At 63.1% G+C, this 25955-nt stretch carries 22 protein-coding genes and 1 pseudogene; 17 read left to right on the top strand and 6 right to left on the bottom strand.

Going from position 1 to position 25955, the window contains the following annotated elements:
* Positions 1-39 precede the first annotated feature (39 nt).
* Positions 40-1713, bottom strand: a pseudogene (locus tag J2887_RS03740) (ribonucleoside triphosphate reductase); the annotation flags it as partial.
* A gap of 236 nt (positions 1714-1949) precedes the next feature.
* Between J2887_RS03740 and J2887_RS03735 the strand changes: the two are divergent.
* The 5 genes from J2887_RS03735 to J2887_RS03715 all read left to right on the top strand — a co-directional run bounded on the left by J2887_RS03735 (position 1950) and on the right by J2887_RS03715 (position 7377).
* The gene (locus J2887_RS03735) at positions 1950-2396 is read left to right on the top strand and encodes a hypothetical protein (RefSeq protein WP_227174144.1); all 447 of its coding nucleotides are present in this window, start codon (positions 1950-1952) and stop codon (positions 2394-2396) included.
* 70 nt (positions 2397-2466) lie between these two features.
* Positions 2467-2928 (top strand): EVE domain-containing protein, encoded by a 462-nt coding sequence (locus tag J2887_RS03730; protein WP_227174143.1) that lies wholly within the window; start codon positions 2467-2469, stop codon positions 2926-2928.
* An 82-nt stretch (positions 2929-3010) separates the two neighbouring features.
* Positions 3011-3838 (top strand): ion transporter, encoded by an 828-nt coding sequence (locus J2887_RS03725; protein WP_227174141.1) that lies wholly within the window; start codon positions 3011-3013, stop codon positions 3836-3838.
* 360 nt (positions 3839-4198) lie between these two features.
* A complete protein-coding gene (locus J2887_RS03720) occupies positions 4199-5668 on the top strand; it encodes a NarK family nitrate/nitrite MFS transporter (RefSeq protein WP_227174140.1) in 1470 nt (489 codons plus the stop codon).
* Complete coding sequence (locus J2887_RS03715) at positions 5665-7377, top strand: bifunctional protein-serine/threonine kinase/phosphatase (RefSeq protein ID WP_227174138.1); 1713 nt, start codon at positions 5665-5667, stop codon at positions 7375-7377. The genes J2887_RS03720 and J2887_RS03715 overlap by 4 nt, the downstream gene beginning before the upstream one ends.
* Before the next feature lie 6 nt (positions 7378-7383).
* Here J2887_RS03715 and J2887_RS03710 read toward each other — a convergent pair whose 3' ends face one another.
* Positions 7384-7761 carry a SirB2 family protein gene (locus J2887_RS03710; protein ID WP_227174136.1) on the bottom strand — a complete coding sequence of 126 codons (378 nt, stop codon included), beginning with the start codon at positions 7759-7761 and terminating at the stop codon, positions 7384-7386.
* Between the two features lie 127 nt (positions 7762-7888).
* Between J2887_RS03710 and J2887_RS03705 the strand changes: the two genes are divergently transcribed.
* Positions 7889-9073: an NnrS family protein gene (locus tag J2887_RS03705; RefSeq protein WP_227174135.1), complete on the top strand. Its 1185-nt coding sequence runs from the start codon at positions 7889-7891 to the stop codon at positions 9071-9073.
* An 8-nt stretch (positions 9074-9081) separates the two neighbouring features.
* Here J2887_RS03705 and J2887_RS03700 read toward each other — a convergent pair whose 3' ends face one another.
* Entirely contained in the window at positions 9082-9618 is a 537-nt protein-coding gene (locus tag J2887_RS03700; protein WP_227174134.1) for an SRPBCC family protein, read from the bottom strand.
* Positions 9619-9865: 247 nt separating this feature from the next.
* On the opposite strand from J2887_RS03700, the gene fabA reads away from it, so the two are divergent.
* Entirely contained in the window at positions 9866-10393 is a 528-nt protein-coding gene (fabA, locus tag J2887_RS03695) for a bifunctional 3-hydroxydecanoyl-ACP dehydratase/trans-2-decenoyl-ACP isomerase (protein WP_227174132.1), read from the top strand.
* Positions 10394-10402: 9 nt separating this feature from the next.
* A complete protein-coding gene (gene fabB / locus J2887_RS03690) occupies positions 10403-11614 on the top strand; it encodes a beta-ketoacyl-ACP synthase I (RefSeq protein ID WP_227174131.1) in 1212 nt (403 codons plus the stop codon).
* 12 nt (positions 11615-11626) lie between these two features.
* On the opposite strand, the gene J2887_RS03685 is transcribed toward fabB, so the two are convergent.
* A complete protein-coding gene (locus tag J2887_RS03685) occupies positions 11627-12142 on the bottom strand; it encodes a helix-turn-helix transcriptional regulator (protein ID WP_227174129.1) in 516 nt (171 codons plus the stop codon).
* A gap of 167 nt (positions 12143-12309) precedes the next feature.
* On the opposite strand from J2887_RS03685, the gene yegQ reads away from it, so the two are divergent.
* The 9 genes from yegQ to J2887_RS03640 all read left to right on the top strand — a co-directional run bounded on the left by yegQ (position 12310) and on the right by J2887_RS03640 (position 20870).
* Positions 12310-13617 (top strand): tRNA 5-hydroxyuridine modification protein YegQ, encoded by a 1308-nt coding sequence (gene yegQ / locus J2887_RS03680; RefSeq protein ID WP_227174128.1) that lies wholly within the window; start codon positions 12310-12312, stop codon positions 13615-13617.
* Between the two features lie 12 nt (positions 13618-13629).
* Complete coding sequence (locus J2887_RS03675; protein ID WP_227174126.1) at positions 13630-14076, top strand: hypothetical protein; 447 nt, start codon at positions 13630-13632, stop codon at positions 14074-14076.
* 492 nt (positions 14077-14568) lie between these two features.
* Positions 14569-16017: a Fe-S cluster assembly protein SufB gene (sufB, locus tag J2887_RS03670; protein ID WP_227174125.1), complete on the top strand. Its 1449-nt coding sequence runs from the start codon at positions 14569-14571 to the stop codon at positions 16015-16017.
* Positions 16018-16105: 88 nt separating this feature from the next.
* Positions 16106-16876: a Fe-S cluster assembly ATPase SufC gene (sufC, locus tag J2887_RS03665; RefSeq protein ID WP_227174124.1), complete on the top strand. Its 771-nt coding sequence runs from the start codon at positions 16106-16108 to the stop codon at positions 16874-16876.
* Positions 16877-16890: 14 nt separating this feature from the next.
* On the top strand, positions 16891-18177 hold the full coding sequence (gene sufD / locus J2887_RS03660) for a Fe-S cluster assembly protein SufD (RefSeq protein WP_227174123.1): 1287 nt from the start codon (positions 16891-16893) through the stop codon (positions 18175-18177).
* 3 nt (positions 18178-18180) lie between these two features.
* Positions 18181-19446: an aminotransferase class V-fold PLP-dependent enzyme gene (locus J2887_RS03655; protein WP_227174122.1), complete on the top strand. Its 1266-nt coding sequence runs from the start codon at positions 18181-18183 to the stop codon at positions 19444-19446.
* A 15-nt stretch (positions 19447-19461) separates the two neighbouring features.
* On the top strand, positions 19462-19815 hold the full coding sequence (locus J2887_RS03650) for a HesB/IscA family protein (RefSeq protein ID WP_227174121.1): 354 nt from the start codon (positions 19462-19464) through the stop codon (positions 19813-19815).
* A 41-nt stretch (positions 19816-19856) separates the two neighbouring features.
* Positions 19857-20411, top strand: coding sequence for a putative Fe-S cluster assembly protein SufT (gene sufT / locus J2887_RS03645; RefSeq protein WP_227176044.1), 555 nt, complete (start codon positions 19857-19859; stop codon positions 20409-20411).
* The gene (locus tag J2887_RS03640; RefSeq protein WP_227174119.1) at positions 20412-20870 is read left to right on the top strand and encodes a SufE family protein; all 459 of its coding nucleotides are present in this window, start codon (positions 20412-20414) and stop codon (positions 20868-20870) included.
* Positions 20871-20891: 21 nt separating this feature from the next.
* Here J2887_RS03640 and J2887_RS03635 read toward each other — a convergent pair whose 3' ends face one another.
* Both J2887_RS03635 and J2887_RS03630 read right to left on the bottom strand, forming a co-directional pair.
* Positions 20892-22529: a flagella assembly protein FlgT middle domain-containing protein gene (locus J2887_RS03635; RefSeq protein WP_227174118.1), complete on the bottom strand. Its 1638-nt coding sequence runs from the start codon at positions 22527-22529 to the stop codon at positions 20892-20894.
* Between the two features lie 234 nt (positions 22530-22763).
* Positions 22764-25877: an SPOR domain-containing protein gene (locus J2887_RS03630; RefSeq protein ID WP_227174116.1), complete on the bottom strand. Its 3114-nt coding sequence runs from the start codon at positions 25875-25877 to the stop codon at positions 22764-22766.
* Positions 25878-25955: the final 78 nt, after the last annotated feature.

The following is a 25955-nucleotide window of genomic DNA, read 5'->3' as shown; positions in this document are numbered from 1 at the left end:
CTCCTTTGATTTGGTGGATCGTTTGGGTGGGCGGGCCAATCAGGCCCGGGCCTGCTCCGCCAGCAACGCCTCGTCGCAGCGGGGGCAGAATTCGTGTTCGCCATCCAGATAGCCATGGATAGGGCAGATGGAGAACGTCGGCGTCACGGTGATGTACGGCAGCCGGTGGTTCTCCAGTACCCGCCGTACAAAGCGGGCGCAGGTGTCGGCATCGCTGATACGCTCACGCAGGTACAGATGCAGCACGGTGCCGCCGGTGTATCGGGTCTGCAGCGCATCCTGCAGCTCCAGCGCCTCAAAAGGGTCGTCGGTGTAACCCACCGGCAGCTGGCTGGAGTTGGTGTAGTAGGGGGCATCCGCCGTGCCCGCCTGGAGTATGTCGGCAAACCGCTTGCGGTCCTCGCGGGCAAACCGGTAGGTGGTGCCCTCCGCCGGTGTTGCCTCCAGGTTGTAGAGGTTGCCGGTGTGTTCCTGGAATGCCTGCATGCGGTGGCGGACATGATCCAGCAACGCCAGGGCAAAAGCCTGTCCCTGAGCACTGGTGATGTCGTCCTGATCGGCAGTGAAATTGCGGATCATTTCATTGAGCCCATTCACGCCAATGGTGGAGAAGTGATTACGCAGCGTCCCCAGATACCGCCGGCTATAGGGAAACAGGCCTTCATCCATCAGCCGGGCAATCACTTCGCGCTTGCGTTCAAGGCTCTCCCGCGCCAGTTCAAGCAACTGATCCAGACGCTCAAACAGCGCCTCTTCCTGCCCGGCGTACAGATAACCAAGGCGGGCGCAGTTGATGGTGACCACCCCCAGCGAACCGGTCTGCTCCGCCGAGCCGAACAGCCCATTGCCCCGCTTCAGCAGCTCCCGCAAGTCCAGCTGCAGTCGACAGCACATGGAACGCACCATGTTCGGCTCCAGGTCCGAATTGAGGAAGTTCTGGAAGTAAGGCAAACCGTAACGGGCCGTCATGGCAAACAGCCGGTGGGCATTGTCAGAGCTCCAATCAAACTCTGGGGTGATGTTGTAGGTGGGGATGGGAAAGGTGAACACCCGCCCCTTGCTGTCGCCGGACGTCATCACATCGATGTAGGCCCGGTTGATCACGTCCATCTCGGCCTGCAGTTCGCCGTAGTGGAAAGGCATTTCCTCGCCGGCAATCACCGGCACCTGGTCCTTCAGGTCCTCCGGGCAGACCCAGTCAAACGTCACATTGGTGAACGGCGTCTGCGTCCCCCACCGGGACGGCACATTGAGGTTGTAGACAAACTCCTGCATGGCCTGGCGCACTTCCGCATAACAGAGCCGATCTTTGCGGACGAACGGTGCCAGGTAGGTATCGAAGGAGCTGAAGGCCTGGGCGCCGGCCCATTCGTTCTGCAGCGTTCCCAGGAAGTTGACCATCTGGCCGATGGCACTGGACAGGTGTTTCGGTGGCGCTGCCTCCACCTTGCCGGGCACGCCATTCAGTCCCTCATGCAATAGCTGGCGCAGCGACCAGCCCGCGCAGTAGCCACTGAGCATATCAAGGTCGTGGATATGCAGATCTGCCTGGCGATGGGCCTCACCAATCTCCGGTGAATAGACCTCGTTCAGCCAGTAGTTGGCAACCACCTTGCCCGCGGTGTTGAGGATCAGCCCGCCGAGAGAATAGCCCTGGTTGGCGTTGGCGTTGACCCGCCAGTCACTGCGGTCCAGGTACTCGCGAATGGTTGCTCCGGTGTCCAGACTGCCGCCCCGGGGGTGATTCATGCCTATGTCTCCAGCCAATACTCTTCCGAAAAACACTATATGTTGTGCCTTAAGATACCATCGAACACAACATAGACTTTGACAATTCTCAAACCGACCGCATCGACTCGCTCCTCAGCCCGTGACACTCCGTCACCGATGAGAAGGGTTCCTCACCTCCGCCGGGTTACCATACCCGCTCCCAATAATAAGGAATCACCATGCTGACCCTGGCTGAGAAACTCTGCATCACCGCCGCCTTTGCGTTCTTCATGACCGGCCTGCTGACCGGCATCTGGAAGTATCGCTGCATGGCCACCAGCGCCAACGCCAGCGCTCCGGTCTATGTCAACGTCGCCCATCGCAGCTCGCTGATGTATGCCTTCGCCGCCCTGCTGCTGGCGTACTTCGCTCGGCTCAGTGTGTTCCCGGATCTGGTGGATGCGCTCGCGGCGTTGGCGGCGCTGGCGTTCTTTGGTTTCGCGATCGTCACCTACATCGTGCATGGGCTGCTCAATGACACCAGCAACCAGTTGCGTAAACCCCATCGCCTGGGGCGCCTGCACCTGCCTGGCTGGGTCACGCCAATGTTCATGGGGTTGCTGATCGTCGCCGAGGTGGGTGGTGCAGCGGTGTTGGGGGTGGGCGCCCTGTTGGCGATCTGGTAATCCGGTCGCCATACCGGCGTCATGGCGGTGTTGCTAGAATGGCCCGAGTGCCGTTTTCAGGAGACCCCAGATGGCAAAGTGGCTGATCAAATCCGAACCTTCCGAGTGCGGCATCGACGATTTCGCCCGCGATCCCGCTGGCTTCATTCCATGGGACGGCGTGCGCAATTATCAGGCCCGGAATTTCCTTGCACAGATGGCCGAGGGGGACGAGGTGTTCCTGTATCACTCCAGCTGCAAGCACATCGGTATTGCCGGCATCGTGCGGGTCGTCCGGGCCGCCTACCCAGACCCCCTGCAGTTCGACCCCGAGTCCCACTATCACGATCCCAAAAGCACCCGCGACAAACCGCGCTGGCAGGCAGTGGACATGCAGTTTGTCTCCCGGCTCCCCAGACTGATCAGCCTGGACCGGCTCAAATCACTGCCAGCACTGGCAGAACTGCCGCTGGTCCGGCGTGGTAGCCGGTTGTCGGTGATGCCGGTCAGTGAGGCGGAATGGCAGGCGATTCTGGCGCTACCCAACGGATAGCTTTGGCACTAGAATTGCCACCCGGTCAATAACACCCCGACCGTAAGCCTTCCCCAGTGACCCGCAGGAGTACCAGACGCCCATGTCGTCGGATCTGAGCCGATTTTCCGCCCTCGAACAGCTGCGACGGATTGAATCCAGCCGGCTGTTCCAGGGCACTGTTATCACCATCATCATTCTGTCGGCGCTGACCATCGGCGCCAAAACCTATGAGATTCCACCGCTGGTCGCGGACATACTGACGATTCTGGATAACGGCATCACCGTGTTTTTCCTGGTGGAGATCCTGTTCCGCTTCGCGGTGTACCCCGACAAGAAGCGTTTCCTGCTGGATGGCTGGAACCTGTTCGACACCCTGGTGGTGATCGGCAGCCTGATCCCACTGGACAACTCCGAAGCGGTGCTGCTGGGCCGGCTACTGCGGGTTTTCCGGGTGCTGCGACTGGTGTCAGTGGTGCCTGAGCTTCGGTTCCTGATCAATTCTCTGCTCAAGGCCATTCCCCGCATGGGCTACATCGCCCTGCTGATGTTCATCATTTTCTACATCTATGCCGCCATGGGGGCGATGTTCTTCGCTGATATCGACGATACCCTGTGGGGCGATGTAGCGGTGTCCATGCTTACCCTGTTCCGGGTGGCCACCTTTGAGGACTGGACCGATGTGATGTACGCCACCATGGACGTCTACCCGCTAAGCTGGATGTACTACCTGACGTTCATCTTCCTGACCGCGTTTGTCTTCCTCAACATGATGGTGGGAGCCATCCTCGAAGTCATGAGCGAGGAACAGAATGCCAAACAGGCCCAGAAGGCCCACGACGAGCGGGACGAGATGGCCCGCCGGTTGGTGGCCATGCAGGCCCAGCTCAATGAACTGACCGAAATGATGCGCGAGCAGAAGCGCTCCTGACCGGCCACGATCAACGCACCATTTTCAGTCGCATCCAACCGTAATGCCTGAGAATGGTGCACCCACCCCAGCCCGCGCCACACCTCATCAGTAGCCCATGCCCGCTACCCACCTGACCTGAGCGGGCATGTGCCTGCACTGTCGACGACTGGTACGCCCCTTGCTTGACGGGGCCAGAGTCTTACTTCTGTCCGATACGGCTGCTGGCAATGACGTCACTGCTGATCTTCCCCCGCTGTGATCGCCCCTGCCCGCACCTGACGCTTCCTGACGGAGAGCCAGACTGCCTGCGCGATGGCGCCACACCGGTGGAGGTCGGCCCGGCGGACTGCATCCACCGCGTCAGAACAGGTCCCCTTCATGTCCGATCCGTCCTTCCGACTGCTCTCATTTCAGGGCAAAACCCGCATCCTCCACCTCAGCTGGATGGCCTTCTTTATCAGCTTTCTGGTGTGGTTTAACCACGCCCCGTTGATGGCCACACTGCGGGAGCAGTTCGGCCTCAGCGACGCCGAGGTCAATACCCTGCTGCTGCTCAATGTCGCCCTCACCATCCCGGCCCGCATCCTTATCGGCATGCTGGTGGACACGCTCGGCCCACGACGGGTCTATGCCCTGGTGCTGGCGGTGTCCGGCGTTATCTGCCTGGGTTTTGCCATGGCCACCAGCTTCCAGCAGCTGGCCATCAGCCGCTTCCTTCTGGGCTTTGTTGGCGCCGGATTTGTGGTGGGCATTCGTCTGATCAGCGAATGGTACCCGGCGCGGGAGCTGGGACTGGCGGAAGGTATCTACGGTGGCTGGGGCAACTTCGGAGCCGCCTTTGCCAGCTTGTCACTGCCCGCCCTGGCCCTGGCGTTCGGCGGTGACGCGGGCTGGCGCTACGCCATCGCCTGCACCGGTGTTATTGCCATCCTCTACGCCGGCGTGTTCTACCTGCTGGCCCGCGATACCCCCAAAGGGTCCACCTACTTCAAGCCCAAGAAAGGCGGCGCCATGGAGGTCACCAGCCGGGGGGATTTTGTGCTCTACGGGCTGATGAACCTGCCGCTGTTCATCGCCCTGGCCCTGATTGTCTGGAAACTCGGCCCGGCCAACCTGGCCATGCTGGATACCACCACCTGTTACCTGCTCTACGCCCTGGTCACGATCATGATGGCGGGCCAGTTCCTGCGCATCTGGCAGGTTAACGGCCACATTTTCCGCCAGCCGGTGCCGGCGTTTGACCGCTACCCCTTCAAACAGGTGGCGCTGCTCAACCTGACCTACATGGCCAGCTTTGGCTCGGAACTGGCGGTGGTGTCCATGCTGCCGCTGTACTTCCTTGACACTTTTGACATTTCTCCGGTTCTGGCCGGCCTGCTGGGGGGCAGTTTCGCGCTGATGAACCTGGTGGGCCGCCCCGGCGGCGGCTATGTCGCCGACCGCTGGGGCCGCAAGCTCACCACCCTGATCACCCTGGCCGGCATTGCCGTGGGCTACCTGCTGATGGGCCAGATCACCGGTGACTGGCCGCTGGTGCTTGCGGTGGCCCTGGTGCTGTTCTGCTCGGTGTTCGTGCAGGCCGGCTGTGGTGCGGTCTATGCGTCAGTGCCCCTGGTCAAACGACGGCTGACCGGACAGGTGGCAGGCATGGCCGGCGCCTACGGCAATGTTGGCGGGGTGGTGTTTCTGCTGGTGCTGTCCCTGGTGTCCCCGGCCCTGTTCTTTGTGGTGCTGGGGGGATTTGCCCTGGTGATCCTGGCGCTGGTCGGGCTGTTCATGGATGAGCCCGACCCGCAGACCAGCGAGGTACTGCCGGACGGCACCGTTCGGATGATCGAGGTGTCATGAACGACGGTTTGCGTCTGCGGCTGGGCCAGTACAGCGTGGCCGGCCGCAAGCAGGAAAATCAGGACAGCCTGGGCGCCCGCTATCCGGAGGGTGAGACGCTGGCACTGAAAGGGGTCAGCGCCGTGATTGCCGACGGTGTCAGTGCCTCCCAGGCCGGTCGCGAGGCGGCGGAAACCTGTGTCACCGGGTTCCTCAACGACTATTACAGCACCCCGGATTCGTGGAGCGTTGAAACCGCTGCCGGCAGGGTTCTGGGCGCCCTCAACCGCTGGCTGCATGGCCGTGGCTATGCCAGCCACGGCGACACCCGCGGTATGGTTTGCACGTTCAGTGCGGTGGTGGTCAAGAACAACCGCGCCCACCTGTTTCACGTTGGCGACAGCCGGGTGTACCTGCTCCGGGACGGCGAGCTGGACTGCCTGACCCGCGACCACCACATCCTGGTGGGTGCTGACAAGCCCGCGCTGGCCCGGGCCATGGGCGTGGAGGCGAATATCGAGATCGATACCCGGCGTCTCACCCTGGCCCCCGGGGACCGGCTGATTCTGACCACCGACGGCACCCATGACAGCCTCAGCCCCCGAGCACTCGCCGAGTGCGCCAGCGCCGAGGACCCGGAAGCCGCCGCCGAATGGCTGGTGACCACCGCCTACGACAACGGCAGCCGCGACAACCTCAGCGCTCAGGTGATTGTGGTGGACCACCTGCCAGCGGAAGATCTTGAGGCCCACTATGAGCGGCTCTCGGCCCTGCCGTTTCCGCCGCCACTGGCGCCCGGCCAGAGTCTTGACGGTTACCGCATCCTGCGGGAGATTCACGCCAGCAACCGCACCCAGGTCTATCTGGCGAGACCACCGCAGGATGACGGTGCCCCGGTCATCCTGAAGACGCCATCGCCCAACTACCAGGACGACGCCAGCTACATCGACCGCTTCCTGACCGAGATCTGGGTCAGCCGACGCATCAACAGCCCCCATGTGGTAAAGGCGCTGCCGGCGCCCGCCGAGCGCCAGTGTCTCTATGCGCTGACCGAGTACGTCGACGGTCCCACCCTGCGGGAGTGGATGAATGACCACCCCAAACCGGCGCCGGCCGAAGTACGCGCCATCGTCCGCCAGATCGCCAGCGGGCTTCGCGCCCTGCATCGACTGGAGATGGTCCACCAGGACCTGAAGCCGGAGAACATCGTGATCGACCGGGAAGGCACGGTGAAACTCATTGACCTTGGGTCGGTGTACATACGGGGCATTGAGGAAATCGACGTACCCTGGGACCGGGCCCTGTACCCTGGCACGGCCCGCTACGCCGCGCCGGAGTGTCTCGCCGGACAGCGCGGCACGCCGGCGGCGGACCGGTTCGCCCTGGGGGTAATCACCTATGAGATGCTGACCGGTCAGCATCCCTATGGCGACAGCGGCCAGTCTGAGCGCCACCGACACCAACGATACCGCAGCGCCCGGGACCGCCTTCCAGACCTACCCGGCTGGCTTGACGCCTGCCTGGAGAAAGCCGTTGCACGGGCACCGGCGGATCGCTACCCCGCGCTGTCGGAGTTCCTGCACGACTTGGAGTACCCCAACCCCCACCTGCCGGCGTCCGCACACCGCCCCCTGGCGGAACGGGTGCCGCCGGATCGCTGGCGTTTCCTGGCGCTGCTGTCCCTGGCCATCAACGTACTGCTGGTGTGGGTCCTGATCCTGCTGGACTGACCCCGTTCAGAACTGCAGCGGTTTGGTCATCGCCAGGTGGAAGATCAGTGACACCTGCACCAGCGCCAGCAGCGCCGCCACCATCCGCACCGGCTTGCTGAACCGGGGCTTGAGGGCAAAGATACCCGCCACGATGTAACCCAACAGCAGCAGGACCTTGGCGGTCAGCCAGTGATGGACGAACGGCATCCAGCCAGTCACAAACAGCAGGCCAATGGCCGCCGCCAGCAGTACCGTATCGTTGGCGTGGGGAATCCAGCGCAGCGGTCCGTTACGCCAGCCGGGACGCCCGACCGCATCGAGCACCAGCCGGAGCACGAACAGGGTCAACGTCAGATAGGCCGCGGTCATGTGGAGGTGTTTCAACCCCAGGTAAAGGCTCATATTTCTCTCATCATCTATGGGTTTGGCGGAATTGTACGCACAATGCCTACGTTTGGGGTATGTTCCGCCCAATAACATTCATATAAAATACATTTTAATTCGTTATTCGGATGCCGGGGAGCCCGCCATGCCCACCAATACCCACGCCATTGCCAACACTGCCCCCAGCCTGGGGCAACTGTTTGCCTACCCGTTCCGGGTCTTTTTTCTGTCACTGACGCTGCTGGCCATTGCGGTCGTACCGGCGTGGGTGATGATCGTCTCCGGCCAGTGGCAACCGCCCCTGGCCATGCCCGGCATCTACTGGCACCAACATGAAATGCTGTTTGGCTTCCTGTCGGCGGCCATTGCCGGCTTCCTGCTGACTGCGGTCTGCGTCTGGACCCAGACCGAACGCAGCCATGGCGCCCGGCTGCTGGCACTGTGGCTGGTCTGGCTTGCCGGCCGGGGGCTGCTCAGCTTTGGAGGCGACCTGCCGGACACCCTGGTGCAGGGCGTGAACCTGGCGTTCCTGCCGCTGGTCATGGTCGATGCCGGTTGGCGGGTGTGGCGTACCCGGCAGTGGCGGCAACTGATGATCCTTGTGGTGCTGGGCCTGCTGTGGGCCATGCAGGCGGGCTTTGTGCTCACCCTGCAACCGGTGTTCATCGATGGCGCACTGATCATGGCGCTGGCGCTGATCGGCATCATCGGCGGTCGCATCACCCCCGCGTTCACCCGCAACTGGTTGCGTCAGCAGCATGATGATGGCGACGCGGTGAAAATGAGGCCCTGGCTGGACCGTGCCGTGCTGATCAACCTGGTGGCGCTGCTGGCCACAACCGTGGCCGGCCTGGCCATCGTCAGTGGCGTGCTGGCCATCCCCGCCGCACTGCTGACACTGATCCGCCTGGCAGGCTGGCAGGGCTGGCGCACCCGGGGCGAACCGTTGCTGTGGGTGCTGCACCTGTCCATTCTGTGGGTTCCGGTGGCGCTGGCGCTGTTTGCCGGCCACCAGTTGCTGGCCTGGCCAGGTAATGCGTGGAGCCATGCCGCCGGTACCGGGGCCATCGCCTGCCTGATTCTCGGTGTGATGGCCCGCGTGGCCCTGGGCCATACCGGTCGGCCATTGACCCTGCCCCGGGGCCTGGTCACCGCGTTCCTGGCCCTGCAACTGGCGGCGGTGCTGCGGGTACTCACCGCCCTGGGGACGCTGCCCTGGCACCCCGGCATTGGCACCGCCACCTTGCTGTGGTGCCTGGCCTTCGGAATCTTCCTGTGGCGCTACGGCGGCATCCTCGCCAGCCCGCGCGCCGATGGCCGACCCGGCTGACTCGCGAATCAGCCGCCGGTATTAGCGGTCGCGCGGGGCGCCAGAGCCAGCCCCCGCATGGCGGAGAACGCGGAGCGGGCCTGTTGAAAACGGTCCCGCGGGAAATGAATGGCAATACCTTCCAGCGCCGCTGCGAGCATCTCCAGATGGGCGTCCCAGCCGGCGCAGGCAATGGCCAGAAGGTCATCATCCGGCAGCTGCAACGTCAGGCTGAGGTCAGTGCAGGTATCGCCGCACTCTGCGAGATGCCAGCGTAGCGGTCGTTCGGTCTCTGATCCGGCACTCCAGGAATAGGCCAGCTGTGCCGGAGGCTGCCACACCCGAATGATCGAATCGATCGGGCGACCGCTGTTCCCGAAATCGATCCGCGCCCGGCCCCCTTGGCCGCCTTCCAGCTTTCCTGGCGCCAGCCACTGGGCCAGCTCAGCAGACTCAGTAAGCATCGCCCATACCCGCCCACGGGGATGCTCCAGCCGTCGTTGCAGGCCCACTTCAACGACATCGTCCCGCCAAACCAGGGCGCCCCACTCGTTCACCACCTTCACAGTTCTGTCTCCTTGCCCGGCCCACCGGTCCATCCGGAGGGGTTGCAAGCAGCCTACGGGGCAAAGCGCTGGTTACGCCTTGATCACTGTCAAAGCCGCAGCGGTGACCACCACAACCTTGAAGAGCCTCTGATTAGCAACCGGCGGTCAACAATCTGCCACCAGCGGTCAACAGCGTTGCGCGGGCCGCGGGTTAGAGTCGAATACATCGAAATCACACATTCCTGCCTCCCCGGGAGACCACCGTATGTCCAAGCCCAATCAACTCGGCCCCAATCAATTCGACAAAGCCGCCCTGGAAGCCTGTGGCCGGGGCGAGCTGTTCACCGGCGACATGCGACTGCCCACCGGCCCCATGCTGATGATGGACCGCATCCAGAACATCAATGCCGACGGTGGTTCTCATGGCCTGGGCCTGGTGGAAGCGGAACTCGACATCCGTCCCGACCTCTGGTTCTTCGGCTGCCACTTTCAGGATGACCCGGTCATGCCCGGTTGCCTGGGACTGGACGCACTCTGGCAACTGCTGGGGTTCTTCCTTGCCTGGGGTGGCGGCGAAGGCCGTGGGCGGGCGCTGGGCGCCGGGGAAGTACGCTTCTTCGGCCAGGTGCTCCCCGAAGCCCGTCTGGTGCAGTACCAACTCGACATCAAGCGGGTAGTCCGCCGCAAGCTCACCATGGCCATTGCCGACGGCCGCATGCTGGTGGATGGCCGTGAGATCTACACCGCCGCTGACCTGCGGGTTGGCCTCTTCACCAATACCGATCAGTTCTGAGGAAGCGTTATGCGTCGTGTCGTCGTTACCGGAATGGGCATTGTCTCCAGCCTGGGCCGCAACCTGGCCGAAGTGGAAGACGCCCTGCGCCAGGTGCGCAGTGGCATTGGATTCAGTGAACAGGCCAGGGATGCCGGGTTGCGCAGCCAGGTTTGCGGCCAGATCGACCTGGAGCCGGCGGATCACATTGATCGCAAGCTGATGCGGTTCATGTGTCCCGCCTCCGCTTACAGCTACCTGGCCATGCGGGAAGCATTGACCCAGTCGGGACTGGGTGACCAGCACCTGCACGCCGACAGTACCGGCATTGTCATGGGCACCGGCGGCGCCTCCACGGTGGAACTGACCGACGCCGTGGACACTCACCGGGATCGCGGGTTGCGTCGGGTTGGCCCCTATCGGGTCCCCCGCACCATGGGCAGCACCATCAACGCCAACCTGGCCACAGCGTTTGGCATTCGTGGCGTGAACTACGGCATCACTTCGGCCTGCGCCACCAGCGCCCACTGCATTGGTCATGCCCGGGACCTGATTGCCTGGGGCCGCCAGGATGTGATGTTCGCCGGCGGCGGAGAGGATATCCACTGGACCCTGAGCCTGCTGTTCGACGCCATGGGCGCCCTGTCTTCCCGCTACAACGACCAGGCCAGCCGGGCCTCCCGTACCTACGACCGCCACCGCGACGGTTTCGTGATCTCAGGTGGCGCCGGCGTGCTGGCGCTGGAGGCCCTGGAACACGCCGAGGCCCGGGGCGCCACCATCCTCGCGGAACTGGTAGGCTTCGGTGCCACCTCTGACGGTGCCGATATGGTCGCTCCCAGTGGTGAGGGCGCCGAACGCTGCATGCGCCAGGCGCTGGCCAACGTCGAGGGCGACATTGACTACATCAACAGCCATGGCACCAGCACACCCGCCGGAGACATCACTGAGCTGGCGGCCATCCGCTCGGTCTTCGGTGAACGCATGCCGCCGATCAGCTCCACCAAGCCCCTGAGTGGCCATGCCCTTGGCGCTGCCGGTGTCCATGAGGCAATCTACAGCCTGTTGATGCTGCAGCACGGTTTCCTGACACCATCGGCCCATATCGATGAGCTGGACCCAGCCGCCGAGGGCTACCCGATCCTGCGGCAGCCGGTCACCGATGCCCCGCTGCGGCGGGTCATGAGCAACAGCTTCGGCTTTGGCGGAACCAACGGCACGCTGGTGTTTGAACGGGGCTAGTGTCCCGTTCAGTCAGCCGGCCAGCATCCTGGCCCGGTACGCTGCCGGCGACAGCCCGGCCCAGCGCTTGAAGGCGCGGCTGAAGGCGCTCAGTTCCGAGAACCCCAGCCGCTCCGCCACAATCACCAGTGGCGGGTCAGGCATCGCCAGGTAACGCATGGCCTGCTCCCGCCGCTCTTGCTCGAGCAGTCCGGCAAAACACTGGTTCTCGGCCTTCAGGCGCTGGTAGAGGGTATGGCGGCTGATGTGGAGCTGACAGGCCACCGAGTCCATACCGATCCGCCCACGGGCAAGCTGCGCGCGGATCAGTTTCCGCACCCGCGCAGTGATGGTACTGGCGCGGGACAATCGCAGCTGCACCAACTGCCACAACTGCTCTAACTGACCGCTGGTGGGCGCCGTGCCCTGACCGGGATACGACGTCAGCATGCCCAGCTCGGCCAGCGAGTCGAGATCGCCGCTGCCATCTTCACGCGCCAGATAAGCCATCATGGCGGCCGCCAGTTCACTCCTGGCATCGTCACTCATTGTCCCTTTCCTCACGATTTCGCAGATTAGTTCAGCGTACACATGTTAGCTGAAATAGCCAGTCCGATCCTTGAGCCTGGTCAAGCCGCCCAAGCCTGGCATAAGGCACACTCCCCGCTTTTGCCCAAGGCGATCGCCGCCCTGTCACCGACGATCTGGAGACCACCATGACCACCCCCGAACTGCTTGCTCCCGCCGGCACCCTGGAACACCTGGAAACCGCCCTGGCCTATGGGGCCGATGCGGTCTACGCTGGCCAGCCCCGTTATTCCCTGCGCGCCCGCAACAACAGCTTCAAGACCGTCGCCTCCCTGGCCACCGGGATTGAACGCACTCACCAGCAGGGCAAACAGTTCTATCTGGTCACCAACATCGCCCCCCACAACAGCAAGGTACGCACCTTTCTTGACGACATGGCGCCACTGGTGGAGCTGCAACCGGATGCCCTGATCATGTCCGATCCGGGGCTGATCATGCTGGTGCGGGAGCGCTGGCCGGAGCAGGCAATCCATCTGTCAGTGCAGGCCAACGCGGTCAACTGGGCGACGGTGGAGTTCTGGCGACGCCAGGGGGTTGAGCGGGTGATCCTGTCGCGGGAACTGGCTCTGGAAGAAATCGCCGACATCCGCGACCGGGTGCCTGAGATGGAACTGGAGGTGTTTGTCCACGGCGCCCTGTGTATGGCCTACTCCGGCCGCTGCCTGCTGTCCGGCTACATGAACCATCGTGACGCCAACCAGGGTACCTGCACCAACGCCTGCCGCTGGAACTACCGGGAAGTGAGCCACCAGAAAGACGGCACGGGCGACCTGATACCGGTCGCCGAGACGGTGGAGCCCAAAGAGGTGCTGCTTGAGGAACCCAACCGGCCGGGCAGCTTCATCCCCGCCTATGAGGATGAACACGGCAGCTATATCATGAACTCCCGCGATCTGCGCGCCGTCCAGCATGTGGAGGCGCTGTGCCGGATGGGCGTGCACTCGTTGAAGATCGAGGGCCGCACCAAGAGTCCCTACTACGTCGCCCGCACCACCCAGGTCTATCGCCGCGCCATCGATCGGGCCTCAGCCGGCCAGCCGTTCGACATGGCACAGATGGATGAACTGGAAGCGCTGTCCAACCGGGGCTATACCGAGGGCTTCCTGCGTCGTCACCTGCCCCAGGAATACCAGACCTACGAGCAGGGTTCCTCACAGCAGGGCACCGAGCAGGTGGTGGGCAAGATCATCGCCCAGGACGACCAGACCCTGACGGTGGAGGTCAAGAACCGCTTCGCGGTGGGTGATCGCCTTAGTCTGATCACTCCGGGCGGCAATGTCGACTTTGCCACTGACGCCATGGAAACCGTGGCCGGCAAGGCGCTGGACTGCGCCCCGGGCAGTGGCTACATTGTCCGTGTCCAGCGGCCCGAGGGCACGCCGGACAGCCTGGACTTCAGCTACCTCACTCGCCACCAGGCCCCAGCCATCGACTAGGAGATCCGATCCGTGCGCTCATTACTGACCCTGCTGCTGACGCTCACCGCACTCGCCAGCTTACTGAGCGTCACCAGCACCGTCAGTGCCGATACCCTGGACACTCCGGCCGCGCTGCAGGCCACCACCGAACGCTTCCTCGCCAGCGCCGTCGACGGCCAGCTCGCCGAGGCCTACCGGGCGCTGCGCCCCTTTCTGGGGGTGGAGCAGGCTCCGTTCGACGCCTCCGCCCGGGAAGCCGACAGCTACTTCCGCCGGGTCGCCGAACAGGTGGGCGATCCCATCGGCTACAGCCACGTGCTGACCGAAAGCATCGGTGAGGATTTCTACCGCACCGTCTGGCTGCAGAAGTTCGACACCGCCGCCATCGCCTGGACGTTTACCTTCTACCAGCCCCGGGAAGGCTGGAAGCTGGTGGGGGTCAGCTACTCCACCGATCTGGCGTCGCTGTACCGGTAATCAATCTGTCGACCACTCCCCCACTCATCGGCGACGTGTTGCGGCTCGGCTCTTCTGGCTCAGCTTTTCTGGCGAGACAAGGAGCCTTGGTGCCAGCCCCCCGGATTCCTGTATAATCTGCACACTCATTTTTGATGGCCGCGGGTGTCGCGCCAGGGGCCCGGCGTGCCGCACTGCCTGACCGCCCACCAAACCGCCCCAGCAGCTCCGACCATCCGCTGAACAATAATACCTGACTATTTTGGTCTGATATTGTACAATCACTCGCCAGAAGCCTGGAAAACCCTCTTTTTTTCAATGGCCAGACAGGCTTGCGCAATTCGCGACAGGGACTTCGCCAATCAATAACCGACTGCGGGGCGACACTGACCAGGCACCTGGCGACGCGACCCCGACAGCAAGCACACAGATGACAGCCGCTGGTGGGGCCCACGCCCCGCCTGGTACACGGGTCGCAGACCCCTGATGAGAAAAGCATACGGAGCGACGATCATGGCGAACACCGACAAACAGGTGAACGAGCTGATCAAACGGGAATACGAGCACGGTTTCGTTACCGAAATCGAAGCCGATACCTTCGAACCCGGCCTCAACGAAGACGTGATCCGCCGTCTGTCGGCGATCAAGAACGAGCCTGAGTTCATGCTGGAATGGCGCCTGAAAGCCTATCGTCGCTGGCTGGAGATGGACGAACCGGACTGGGCCCACGTCGATTTTCCCAAGGTGGATTACAACGCCATCTCCTACTATTCGGCGCCGAAGAAAAAAGAAGACATGCCCCAGAGCCTGGACGATGTCGATCCGGAGCTGCTGAAAACCTACGAAAAGCTGGGCATCCCGCTGCACGAACGTGAGCGCCTGGCCGGCGTCGCGGTGGATGCGGTGTTCGACTCGGTGTCAGTGGCCACCACCTTCAAGGAGCCGCTGGAGAAAGCCGGCGTGATCTTCTGCCCGATTTCAGAAGCGGTGCAGAAGTACCCCGAGCTGGTCCAGAAATACCTGGGCAGCGTGGTGCCGGCCGGCGACAACTACTTCGCCGCCCTCAACTCCGCGGTTTTCTCCGACGGTTCGTTCGTCTACATCCCCAAAGGCGTCCGCTGCCCGCTGGAACTGTCCACCTACTTCCGCATCAACGCGGCCAACACCGGCCAGTTCGAGCGCACCCTGATCGTTGCCGATGACGACAGCTACGTCAGCTACCTGGAAGGCTGCACCGCGCCGATGCGGGACGAGAACCAGCTGCATGCTGCGGTGGTGGAACTGGTGGTACTGGACAATGCCCAGATCAAGTACTCCACCGTGCAGAACTGGTACCCCGGTGACGAGAACGGCAAGGGCGGCATCTACAATTTCGTGACCAAACGCGCCGCCTGCATCGGCAACAACTCCAAGGTGTCCTGGACCCAGGTCGAGACCGGCTCCGCCATCACCTGGAAATACCCCAGCTGCGTGCTGCGCGGTGACAACAGTGTGGGCGAGTTCTACTCCGTGGCCCTGACCCACAATTTCCAGCAGGCCGACACTGGCACCAAGATGATTCACATGGGCAAAAACACGTCCAGCACCATCATCTCCAAGGGGATTTCCGCCGGTCGCAGCAGCAATGCCTATCGTGGTCTGGTGAAGTTCAGCCCCACCGCCGAGGGTGCCCGCAACTTCACCCAGTGTGACTCGCTGCTGATCGGTGATCGCTGTGCCGCCCACACCTTCCCGTACATCGAGAGCAAGAACAAATCCGCCATCGTCGAACACGAGGCCACCACCTCCAAGGTCAGCGACGAGCAGATGTTCCTCTGCCGCCAGCGCGGTATTGACCCGGAGCAGGCCGTCTCAATGATCGTGAACGGTTTCTGTAAGGAGGTGTTCAAGGAGCTGCCGATGGAGTTCGCCGTCGAGGCCGGCAAGCTGCTTGAAGTCAGCCTGGAAGGTTCGGTGGGCTGAGGCACCGGCTGCAACGATCAGGATGGCCGGGCAAGCGCGCGGCCACGGACACAGAATTCAGACAGATTAACGAGAGAGAATCCGACGCATGCTGAGCATCAAGAACCTGCACGCTTCCGTTGAGGGCAAAGAGATCCTCAAAGGCATCAACCTGGAGATCAAGGCCGGGGAAGTTCACGCCATCATGGGCCCCAACGGTTCCGGCAAGAGTACCCTGTCCCAGGTGCTGGCAGGCAATGAAGCGTTTGAGGTCACCGACGGCGAAGTACTGCTCAACGGCGAGAACCTGCTGGAGCAGGAAACCGAAGAGCGCGCCCGCGAAGGCATATTCCTGGCGTTCCAGTACCCGGTGGAGATTCCCGGCGTCAGCAACCTGCAGTTCCTCCGCACCGCGGTCAACGCCATGCGCAAGCACCGTGGTGAGGAAGAGATGAACGCGGCGGAATTCATGAAGCTGGCGAAAGAGGTTTCCAAACAGGTGGACCTGGACCCGGCGTTCCTCAAGCGCGGCGTCAACGAAGGCTTCTCCGGCGGTGAGAAAAAGCGTAACGAGATCATGCAGGCGCTGCTGCTGCAACCGCAACTGGCGATCCTCGACGAAACCGACTCCGGCCTCGACATTGACGCCCTCAAGGTGGTGTCTGACGGCGTCAACGCCCTGCGTTCAGACGACCGGGCCATTCTGATGGTGACCCACTATCAGCGGCTGCTGAACCACATTGTCCCGGACCACGTACACGTTCTCGCCGGTGGCAGAATCATCAAATCCGGCGGTCGCGAGCTGGCCCTGGAGCTGGAAGAGCGCGGCTACGGCTGGCTCGGCATCAAGGACGCAGACGAAGCCACCCCAGCCAGCTGAAGGAGATCGCAGGAATGAAACCCGCACCGACGCTTTCCAGCGCTTTCCTCAAGCCCGCTGGTGACTTTCTGCCGGCGCCGCTGCTTGAGCTGCGCCAGCAGCGGGGCGCGGCACTGGCCGATATGCCGCTGCCGACCCGCAAGACGGAAAACTGGAAGTACTCCAGCCGCTACCTCAAGCTGTCTGACGAGCTGGCCACCAGCCTGCCAACCACTGGCAAGCACGGCACCGCCCTCGCGGCTCCGGGTCACCACGTGGTGTTCCGCAACGGCGTGATGGTACCGGAAGCCAGCGACTTTCCCGACACCAACGGCGTCACCATCAAACGCTTTGCCGACCTGACGGATGACGAAGCCCGGGAACTGGCGGAACGCCTGGATAACACCCTGGATGCCAACGCCGTGCAACTGGCCCGGCTCAACTCCGCCCGTTTCGAAGATGGCCTGCTGATCCGACTGGCTCCAGACGCCGTGCTGGAGCACCCGCTGTTCATCATCAGCGAAACCGACGCCCACGTCAGCGGCTCCGCCTATCCGCGGATCTACGTTGACGCCGGCCACCACAGCCAGGCCACCCTGGTGGAGGAATACATCGCCAACGGCGCCGAGCCGGTGATGGTCAACGCCGTCAGCGAGTTCGTGCTGGCCGAGGGCGCCCAGATCACCAGCGTGCGACTGTCCGCCGAAGGCGAGAATGTCCAGCATGTCGGCGCCACCGGGGTACGACAGGCCGCTCACTCCCGTTTCGACAGCCACTGCGTCGGCTTTGGTGGCCCCATGCGTCGCCACGACCTGCAGGTTCGACTGGAAGAATCCGGCGCCAACTGCCGTCTGAACGGCGTGGTGGTTACCCAGGGCAGGCAGCATTACGACAACCACACGGTGATCGAGCACGTTGCGCCCCATTGCGACAGTGAAGAGACCTACCGCAACATCGCCGCCGGCCAGTCCCACGCGGTGTTCAATGGTCGCATCCACATCCATCAGGATGCCCAGAAGTCCAACGCCAACATGAGCAACAAGAACCTGCTGCTCTCCACCGGCGCGGAGATCGACACCAAACCCGAGCTGGAGATCTACGCCGACGACGTCAAGTGCGCCCACGGCGCCACCGTTGGCCAGCTCAATGAGGAGTCGATCTTCTATCTGGTCTCCCGCGGTATCGACCGGCGTAATGCCCGTACCCTGCTCACCATGGCGTTCATCAATGAATTGATCGAACAGATCCCGGTCGAAGCAGTAAGGGAAACCGCCCAGGCGCGGCTCAACCACTTCATCGATCAGACATTCGAGGAGGCCTGAGGTATGACGGATCTTTCCATGGCACGCACATCCGGCGCCACGCCCACCACCGGCGGGTTTGACGTCGCCGCGATCCGCCGTGATTTCCCGATTCTCAGCCGGCAGGTCAACGGCAAGCCGCTGGTGTATCTGGACAATGGCGCGTCCGCCCAGAAACCGCAGGCGGTGCTGGATGCCATGGACCGTTATTACCAGCAGCAGCATTCCAACGTTCACCGTGGCGCCCACTCTCTGGGTGATGCCGCCACCGTGGCGTTCGAAGGGGCTCGCGAGACCGTCCGCCAGTTCCTCAACGCCGCCAGCACCCGCGAGATCATCTGGACCCGCGGCACCACCGAGGCCATCAACCTGGTTGCCAATGGCCTGACTGGTAAGCTGTCGGCCGGCGATGAGATTCTGGTCAGCCACATGGAGCACCACGCCAACATCGTACCCTGGCAGATGCTGGCCGAGCGCACCGGCGCAACCCTCAAGGTGATTGCCATCACCCCGGAAGGCGAGCTGGACCAGGACAATCTCGAGCAGCAACTCAGCGAACGCACCCGGGTACTGGCGTTTACCCACGTGTCCAACGCCCTTGGCACCATCAACCCGGTTGCCGAGCTGGTTGCCCGCGCCAGGGCGATCGGCGCCATTACGGTCGTCGATGGTGCCCAGGCGGTACCTCACCTGCAACCGGATGTTCAGGCCCTGGGCTGCGACTTTTACGCGTTCTCCTCCCACAAGGTGTTCGGCCCCACCGGCATTGGCGTGCTCTATGGCCGCGAACAGCTGCTGGAGGAACTGCCGCCCTACCAATACGGCGGCGAGATGATCGAGCGGGTCAGTTTCGAGAAGACCACCTGGAACGCCCTGCCCTACAAGTTTGAGGCCGGCACCCCCGCCATCGCCGAAGCGGTGGGCCTGGGCGCGGCCATTGACTACCTCAACGGCATTGACCGGGTGGCCCTGGAAGCGAGCGAAAGCGCCCTGATCCAACGCGCCCACGAACTCGCCGACAGCGTGCCGGGCATGCGGATCATCGGCACCGCCCGCAACAAGGCGGCGGTGATGTCGTTCCTGATCGATGGCCTGCACCCCAGCGACATCGGCACCCTGCTCGATCAGCAGGGCATTGCCATCCGCACCGGCCACCATTGCGCCATGCCGCTGATGGATTTCTATGGGGTTCCCGGTACGGCACGGGCCTCGTTCGCGTTTTACAATACTCTGGAAGAGGTGGAGCAACTGTTCACCGCCTTGCAGAAAATTCAGCGCCTGTTTGTCTGATTCAAGGGTGGTTCCATGACCGCAGAAACCTTCACCCCCACCATGGGGGTCACCATGACACCCAGCGCGGTGTCCCATGTCCGCAAACAACTGGAGCGCAAACCGGACGCCAAGGGCATTCGCCTGGCCATCAGAAAGAGTGGCTGCTCCGGCTTCAAGTATGAAACCCAGTGGGTGGAAACACCGGCGGACGATGACGACGTGTTTTCGGTGGATGGCATCGACATCTACGTCAAACACGAGCACCTGCCGATGGTGAATGGCACCGAGATCGACTTCATCACCCAGGGTGTCAATTCCATGTTCCAGTTCCGCAACCCCAACGCCACGGCGGAATGCGGGTGCGGCGAAAGTTTCACCGTGGCCTGAGCCGTAAGGCCCAGTCCCACAGTCACGAGGTCATTGAGCGCATGCAAGAACGGGAAGTGGTTCTGACCAAACGCGAGGTGGAAGCCCGCCTGGTTCCCGCCGGTACCGAGATCATGGTGCCCGCCGACACCTTCGTCACCATTACCCAGTCACTGGGTGGGTCTTTCACGGTGGCCGTCAACGGTAACCTCGCCCGAATCGAGGGTCACGACGCCGATGCCCTGGGCAAGAAGCCGCTGGAGAGCAGCTACGAGACTCCGGAAGACGGCTCCGTCAACGAGAACCAGGTCTGGGAAGCGCTGCGCAACTGCTACGACCCGGAGATTCCGGTCAACGTGGTGGAGCTGGGACTGATCTACGAATGCAACGTGATCAACGGCGCTCTCAACGGCGACCCGGAAGGTAACCAGGTCCACATCAAGATGACCCTCACCGCCGCCGGCTGTGGCATGGGCCCGGTGATCACCGATGACGTCCAGCGCAAAGTCGAGCATGTCCCCAACGTGGACAAGGTCACGGTCGAGCTGACCTTTGACCCGCCATGGAACAACGATATGCTGAGTGATGAGGCCAAACTTGAACTGGGGATGCTGTAAATGACCGCCACCGAACAACAGTTCCGTGACAACCCGCTGGGCAAGGACGTCAACCTGGAAGACGTGCTCGACGCCTTTGAGTTCCTCGATGACTGGGAAGAGCGTTACGCTTACATCATCGATCTCGGCAAGCAGTTACCAGCCTTTCCGGACGATGAGCGGGTGGAAGAAAACTACGTTCATGGCTGCCAGAGCCAGGTGTGGCTGATTCACCACCTGGACGAGGACGACGGCAAGCTCTACCTGCTGATCGACTCCGACGCCATGATTGTGCGCGGCCTCGCCGCCATCATTCTGGTGGCCCTGAATGGCAAGGCGCCCCGCGAGTTGTTGAGCACCGACATTGACGAGTTGTTCGAGCGCCTCGACCTGTTCCGCCACATCTCGCCGACCCGTGGCAACGGCCTGCGGGCCATGGTGGGAAAAATCCGCGACATTGCCGCCCGCGAGGCCGCCTGAGCGACCACCTGCTATGCGCCGTCAGTAGATGACGGCGTAATCCCCCTGCTGAATATTGAGCTCACCCCCGGTCTGGGGCATCCACGCCCGGCTGGTGTCCAGGCTGAGACTGTGGATGTGCAGCTCCACCCCGGTTTCCCACAACTGGGGCGGCGCATCCGGCCGCATCAACGAGGTCTCGCTGCGTACCAGCTCCATTCGCGCCCCGGGTAACAGCCCGGACTTGGTGCCGATGTCCAGCAGCAGATCTCTGCCCTTAACCTCCAGAATCGGCACCAGCATCGGCTGACAGGCGATCTTGTCGGTGATGTCATCGCTGATGTCCGCCAACAGGTTGTCCACCGCCACGCCATAACCGGTACTCATGAACCGCGCCGAGCCAAAGCCCGCCCGTTCGGTGCGCGGCAGATCCCAGCGGCCGGAGGCGGCGTAGCGTTTCTCGATCACCACCCGGCCGGTGTAACCGTCGTGAACCACCACATCCACCACAAAGTCACGGGTAGTATCCGCCCCGCTCCAGCGCCGTTGCAGGCCGGAATAGACCGAGGTATCCCAGGCCTCGCCATTGCGCACACCGAGGTTGCGGATCACCCCTGAGACCACGAACTGCACGCCCATCTGGCGGCTGACGGCGGAGTAATCCCGCAGCCGGTTGTCGAACTCGGTCCAGTGAGGTGTTTGCTCCAGGCTGGCGTACATCAATTGCTGTGGCGCAGCGTAGGGTTGCACCTGATGAGCCTGCTGGAAGCGCTGGTAGAGCAACTCGGAAACCCGCTGGCCGGGCTGCTCAAAACCACCCAGCACGCCCTGCTCCGGGGTTTCGACAGCAAAACCGGCGACGGCGATCTTCTTGCGATAGCCGGGCGCCCGGTTGCTGGGGCAACGTTCGTGAGGCACGAACTCCGGCCGCCCCTGTTCAGCGCGGATAATCGCCGCCAGTTCATCGAGTTTTTCCTGGGTCCCACCAACATCCTCAGTGATGATTGGGTGAACCGGTTCGTAGGTGTCAGCCGCACCGGCGTCGCTCGCCGCGCCCTGTCCCTGCCGGGTTCGTTGCATGGGTAAGCCGGCCGGCGCCGCCGTGACGGTAATATCGGCAACGTCATCCTGCTCCGGAGTATGGCGAGGCGTTGAGGCCGCAGACGCCGATTCGGTCGATATCATCGTCCCCCGCTCCAGACTGGCAAGACGGCCATCGGCAGGCTGTGAGGACGGTTCCGCCGACATCGGTACCGGCGCCACGGTCGGTGTCGACTCCGACAGCGACAGGGCTTCTCCCGTCCCGGCGTCGCCACCACTGAGCGCCAGCGCCGCCACCGGTTGGCCATCGCTGCCGGAGGGGGCAAAGCCACGGCGCTGGGCCACGCTTCTGGCCTCGCTCTCGTCCTCGGAGTAATCGGTGCTCTTGCCCACAAAGAAGCCCAGGATGGTGCCTCCCAGGGGCGCAAACGGATTGGCAAAGGCGGCACCGGCGAGGATACCGCCCACCAGCGCGCCGACGCTGCTGCGATCGGCCAGAAAGTCCTCGGTCTGCTCGGTCAACACATCCTGGTTCTGCTCCTGGGCCTGGAGACTGACCGGCGCCAGCACCAGGGCCATCGCACCGATAACCACCGTCGCCCGCCGGAATCGGGCCTGACTGACCTGTCGAATCCGCATTGCTGTCTCCATAGCTCTAAATCGATCGTGATCTGAAACCAAAGTCACCTGAAACTCAGGTCATCCGAAACTAATGTGTTCTGAAACTACAGTGATAAGAAACAAGAATCGCGCCAATCGGGACAATCAGCCGCTGTTTGCGGCCCCGGCGGCGATCCGCCACCGCTACGGTGTCGTTTGCTGGCGGCAAGCGGTTGCCACTGCCTGGCAGTACAACGCCGCCGCGCGGCTCGGTCATTGCCCGGTCATTTCCCGGACCAGGCAATCAGCGCCTTCTGACTTGAGACGCTGACACAGGCCTCTTGCGGCAGATTCCGGCTGTCCCGGGCCTGCCAGCAGGCGGACCAGGCGGCCGGCCTCCTGATATCGGGCCTCGGCGCTCGCCGGCAAGACTCCGTCTTCACTCAGGCGACGCCAATAGCGCTCGGCATTGCCGCGCTCACCAAAGGCACCCAGCTGCACAAACCAATTCCCGGCCGGTCTGGCGCCAGCGCCAGCAGCCTCCATTCGCACCGGCTCAGGGGCCGTGACGGGAACGTCCATCAGAACCGCCGGCTCGTCGACATCTTCCACCGGCGGAGCGAACCCCGGTGATGGCGACGGCCGCGACGGCCCCGCCTCGGCTTCGGGCACCGACTCCGGTTCTGCCGGAGTCGACGGTTCCAGTTCGTCGAACTCCACCAGCTGACGCCCCTCGGCGGCCAGCAGGAAGTCCTGGTCCCGCAGAACCCCGCCACTGCTACGGGCGTTGATCGGCCCGGGCCGTTCAACCACCCGGTCCCGCCAGGCATCCCCCAACCGCAACTGGTACTGTCCGGGCGGTACCGCCGCAAACAGAAAGAAACCGTCGAAGGCAGTGCGCTGACTGGCCCGTACCTGGCCCTCGGCATCCAGCAACTGCACCACCACCCGTTCCAGCGGAATGCGGTCGTCCTTACCGCCCTGGCCGTAGACATGCCCTTCCAGCTCAAGCGTACGGATGACGGGAAAATCCACCTGACTCCAGCTACCGGGACGAGGCTCAATCGACACCCCCGGGGTCGACGGATTGAGTTCGATGTCCGCCAGGGAGGATGAAACCATGGCAATGTCGGTCAGCCGGTCCGGCCGCAGCCGGTGCAGATAGGCGCGGCCCTCGGCATCGGTCTGCGCGGTCTGCCAGGCCTGCACCGCGTCAATCTGAGCGCCCTGCAACGGCGCCTCACCCGGGTCCAGAACGCCGTTGCCGTTGGCATCCAGGAAGGCTCGGGCGTAGGCCGCACCGTAGCCGGTCTGGGACAGCCGGCTGAACTCGGGCCAGGCGTGACCCGGGCGGGGGTTGAGGCTGGTGGACACGCTTACCAGGCCGGTCCAGCGCTCGTTGCTGTCATAGACGATCTGGGGGCTGATCTGGACAACGTCGAGCAGCCAGTTGAAACCGGTCCGGTAGGTGGTGTAATCGGTGAGGGCGCTGTGGGTGATGTCCAGGTTCATCGTCATGCGGGAATCCACCCGCAGTGTGGCCGACGAATTGACCGTGCTGATCTCGGTATCCGGTGACAGGTTGTAGCCAACGCCGGCGCGGAATCGCCAAGGCCGCAGGCTGGTGGAGACGTTGAAGGCACCACCGGTGCGCTGGTCGGTGTCATCAACCAGCTCCTCGCGCTCATAGAAGAAGGATTTGGACAGGCGCCAGCCGGTTTCGGTGCTGTGGGTGGTGCCAATCGACGCCGCCGAGGCACTGCTGCGCTGACGCTCCAGATGAAAGGCGTCCAGATTGATCGGCAGGGACGCCGCCCGGGTTGCCAGACTGCCGGTCGCACTCCAGCGTTGGCGATCTGACGGCAACTGATCGGCTTCCAGGTCGCCCTTGAGGTAATGGGTGTACCGCAGCGAGCCGGTGGTCTCACGCCCCACACGACCACGCAGCAGAGCGGTGGCCTCATCCTGCTCCAGCGCCCGGTCCTGGTAGCCGAGGCTGGTCTGCAGGGTGGCGAAGTTGATGCTGAGGCCGGCGCTGTAGTCTTCGTGACGCTCATCGTCCACCACAAAGCTGTCGACCCCCAAAGTGGCCACCGCGTTGCTCGCCAGGCCAATATTGACATCGCCAAGGTAGCGGGCACTGTCCACATCGCCACGGGCACTTGGCGAACGCACATCGAAGACCGTGCGACCATCCTGGACCGCAGCCAGCTCGTAGCTGACATCACCCAGCTCAAGACCACTGCGACCGGCGTAGAAGACCTGCTCCTCCCGCCGGTTCTCACCAAAGGGACCGTAGAAGACAAACTCGAACCGGTTTTCACCGAACTCCAGGGGCACATTGAGAAACTCGTACTGGGCGTCACCGCCGACCACCTGGAAATCGATCAGCACGCCATTGCGGTAAAGCTCCACCTCCCAGTCCGGCGGGATATCGCCCCGCAGGTCGACCTGTTCGTCCGCAAACAGTCCACTCATCCCCTCCTGGGCGCCACCACCACGGATCAACAGCCCCCGGGCATTGCCCACATCGACATCCCCCACTTCCACGTGCTCCAGCGCCAACGGGCCATCCAGGTCGGATCGTTCAAGCTGGAAGCGGCCATCGCTGACGTCATCATCCTTGTTGCCACTGACGGCAATGGTGGAAGTCATCCACAGCAGATCCCCGCGGGAGAGGATGGAATAATTGCCCCCCAGGCTGGTACTGGTGTCGTCCTCGTCCTCAAGGACGCTACTGAGGTTAAGGCGAATGTCGGTGGCATGAGGCCCCAGGAACCGATAGGGCGTGGGCTGGAATGGCAGTTGGGCTTCCCGGCTCAGGCCACCGACGCCACCGACCCGGCGGGTACTGGATCGGGCCATCCGCTCCTGCAGGGGAATGGTCTCCCGGGTACTGACATCCAGGGACAGCTGACGGATCTGTGGCGCCAGGGTAATCGGAAACCAGCGTTCCAGGCTGCTGGTGGGCACATACAGATCGCCCTGGAAGGGAATGGCCTCGGCGTCCGCCAGGCTGAAGTTGCGATCACCGGCACTGACCTCACCGGTCGCCCGGTTCAGTGAGAAGCTGCGGGCCTCTTCAACGAACCAGCCACCGGCACGGCCGGCATCGGCGTCGACATTGACCGGAAACTGCAGCACGTCCATCAGCTCAGACAGCGCCAGCAACACCTCATCACCCCGGCGGTAACCCAGGATGGCCGCCCCCAGCGGCGCGCCGTCCAGACGGACATCCAGCAGCAGCTCGTTTTCAATCCGCAGCACAGTCTCGTCATTCACCTGCTGGGCTGAGACCGGCGCCACTGGTACCAGGCCGCCCCACACCAGCAGGCTCACCACCAGTGCCAGGCGGCGATGCAGGGAATGAGGTTGGCGACGTGACATGGGCGGGTCTCCGGACAATGGCTGTCGAAAAGTCGACGTTTCCGGGAACAGCAGCAAGTATCACGCCAATTAGTTAAC

It is taken from the genome of Marinobacter sp. CA1, from assembly GCF_020546665.1.
Classification (GTDB): domain Bacteria; phylum Pseudomonadota; class Gammaproteobacteria; order Pseudomonadales; family Oleiphilaceae; genus Marinobacter; species Marinobacter xestospongiae.
Note: the sequence above shows the minus strand (reverse complement) of the source record. Positions and strands in the feature narration are given on the sequence as shown.

Bases quoted from the DNA above. Each gene is read 5' to 3' on its own strand.
- J2887_RS03715 (WP_227174138.1), top strand. From the start codon at position 5,665: ATGAACGACGGTTTGCGTCTGCGGCTGGGCCAGTACAGCGTGGCCGGC.
- fabA (WP_227174132.1), top strand. From the start codon at position 9,866: ATGTCCAAGCCCAATCAACTCGGCCCCAATCAATTCGACAAAGCCGCC.
- J2887_RS03730 (WP_227174143.1), top strand. From the start codon at position 2,467: ATGGCAAAGTGGCTGATCAAATCCGAACCTTCCGAGTGCGGCATCGAC.
- J2887_RS03735 (WP_227174144.1), top strand. From the start codon at position 1,950: ATGCTGACCCTGGCTGAGAAACTCTGCATCACCGCCGCCTTTGCGTTC.
- J2887_RS03685 (WP_227174129.1), bottom strand. From the start codon at position 12,142: ATGAGTGACGATGCCAGGAGTGAACTGGCGGCCGCCATGATGGCTTAT.
- sufD (WP_227174123.1), top strand. From the start codon at position 16,891: ATGAAACCCGCACCGACGCTTTCCAGCGCTTTCCTCAAGCCCGCTGGT.
- yegQ (WP_227174128.1), top strand. From the start codon at position 12,310: ATGACCACCCCCGAACTGCTTGCTCCCGCCGGCACCCTGGAACACCTG.
- J2887_RS03720 (WP_227174140.1), top strand. From the start codon at position 4,199: ATGTCCGATCCGTCCTTCCGACTGCTCTCATTTCAGGGCAAAACCCGC.
- J2887_RS03635 (WP_227174118.1), bottom strand. From the start codon at position 22,529: ATGCGGATTCGACAGGTCAGTCAGGCCCGATTCCGGCGGGCGACGGTG.
- J2887_RS03655 (WP_227174122.1), top strand. From the start codon at position 18,181: ATGACGGATCTTTCCATGGCACGCACATCCGGCGCCACGCCCACCACC.
- J2887_RS03710 (WP_227174136.1), bottom strand. From the start codon at position 7,761: ATGAGCCTTTACCTGGGGTTGAAACACCTCCACATGACCGCGGCCTAT.
- J2887_RS03640 (WP_227174119.1), top strand. From the start codon at position 20,412: ATGACCGCCACCGAACAACAGTTCCGTGACAACCCGCTGGGCAAGGAC.
- sufT (WP_227176044.1), top strand. From the start codon at position 19,857: ATGCAAGAACGGGAAGTGGTTCTGACCAAACGCGAGGTGGAAGCCCGC.
- sufC (WP_227174124.1), top strand. From the start codon at position 16,106: ATGCTGAGCATCAAGAACCTGCACGCTTCCGTTGAGGGCAAAGAGATC.
- J2887_RS03650 (WP_227174121.1), top strand. From the start codon at position 19,462: ATGACCGCAGAAACCTTCACCCCCACCATGGGGGTCACCATGACACCC.
- fabB (WP_227174131.1), top strand. From the start codon at position 10,403: ATGCGTCGTGTCGTCGTTACCGGAATGGGCATTGTCTCCAGCCTGGGC.
- J2887_RS03630 (WP_227174116.1), bottom strand. From the start codon at position 25,877: ATGTCACGTCGCCAACCTCATTCCCTGCATCGCCGCCTGGCACTGGTG.
- J2887_RS03725 (WP_227174141.1), top strand. From the start codon at position 3,011: ATGTCGTCGGATCTGAGCCGATTTTCCGCCCTCGAACAGCTGCGACGG.
- sufB (WP_227174125.1), top strand. From the start codon at position 14,569: ATGGCGAACACCGACAAACAGGTGAACGAGCTGATCAAACGGGAATAC.
- J2887_RS03705 (WP_227174135.1), top strand. From the start codon at position 7,889: ATGCCCACCAATACCCACGCCATTGCCAACACTGCCCCCAGCCTGGGG.